The 1302-nt window shown below is 72.4% G+C and carries 1 protein-coding gene; it reads left to right on the plus strand.

The genetic code is table 11. The features are described from left to right. Positions 1–1302: amidohydrolase (locus GPA_RS09560; RefSeq protein WP_156791156.1), on the plus strand; the 1302-nt coding region annotated here is incomplete at both ends.

Here is a 1302-nt window from a genome sequence, read left to right on the forward strand (position 1 = left end):
CGCAACGAGGGCCCCGCGCCCGAGGTGCGCGACTTCGGCGACGCGCTCGTGGTGCCCGGATTCCACGATTCGCACCTGCACTTCTTCCATTCGGCCGTGTACGCCTCGCCCTTGGCGACCATGTTCCTCGGCGAGAACGAGGCCGACTGCGTCGAGCGCATGCGGGCGTTCGCCGCCGAGCGCCCGAACGGCTGGCTGCTGGCGCAGGGATGGCGCGAGTACCGGTGGGACCCGCCCGTGCTTCCCTCGAAGCGCTCGCTCGACGAGGCCTTCCCCGCCCGCCCCGTGGCGCTGTACTCGGGCGACGCCCACACGCTGTGGCTCAACTCGGCGGCGCTGGCCGAGCTGGGGCTCACGCGCGACAGCGTTCCCCCGGCGGGCGGCTCCTACGATCGCGACGAGGCGGGCGAGCTGACCGGCATCGTGCGCGAGGCGGCCGCCATGGAGCTGATGCCGCAGATCATGGGATCGTTCACCGACGAGGAGGTGGCGAGCGCCTACCGCGGGTTCTTCGCGCGGCTTGGCGCGTTCGGCGTGACGAGCGTCTGCGATATGTCGCTCATGGCGCATCCGGGGCTCGACTTCATCCGCGACGACGTGCACGCGGCCCTGCTCGAGCGCGGCGAGCTGACCGCGCGCGTGCACCTCTTCCCCACGCTGACGGGCGACATGGGCCGCTTCGAGACGATGCGCGCGCTCTACACGGGGCCGTGTTTGCAGGCCACCGGCTTCAAGCAGTTCTTCGACGGCGTGTCGAGCCAGCACACGGCCTGGGTGACCGAGCCCTACGCGAACGCGCGCGCCGAAGGCGACTGCGGCCGACCCACGGTGGACGCCGCCGTGATGCGCTCCTTGGTGCTGGCTGCCGCCGAGCGGGGCTACCCCGTGCGCATCCACACCATCGGCGACGCGGCCATCCACGCCGCACTCGACATCTTCGAGGAGGCGCGGGCGACGTACGGGCCGCTGCCGGAAGGGCGCCGCAACTGCCTCGAGCACCTGGAGAACTTCCTGCCCGAGGATCTCGGCCGTCTGGCCGAGCTGCAGGTGGTGGCCGCGGTGCAGCCGCCGCATATGACGCTCGACCCGGGCGGCCCCGAGCGCGACCTGGGGCCCGGGCGCGTGCCCTACATGTGGCCGCTGCGCACGCTGCTCGACCGCTCCACGGTGCTCGCGTTCGGGACGGACTCGCCCGTGGTGGACGTGAACTCGATGGACGTGCTGTACAGCGCCGTGACGCGCCAGGACCCGGGCACGCACGAGCCCGCCGGCGGCTGGCTGCCCGACGAGCGCATCGGCAGG

This window comes from Gordonibacter pamelaeae 7-10-1-b, from assembly GCF_000210055.1.
Classification (GTDB): domain Bacteria; phylum Actinomycetota; class Coriobacteriia; order Coriobacteriales; family Eggerthellaceae; genus Gordonibacter; species Gordonibacter pamelaeae.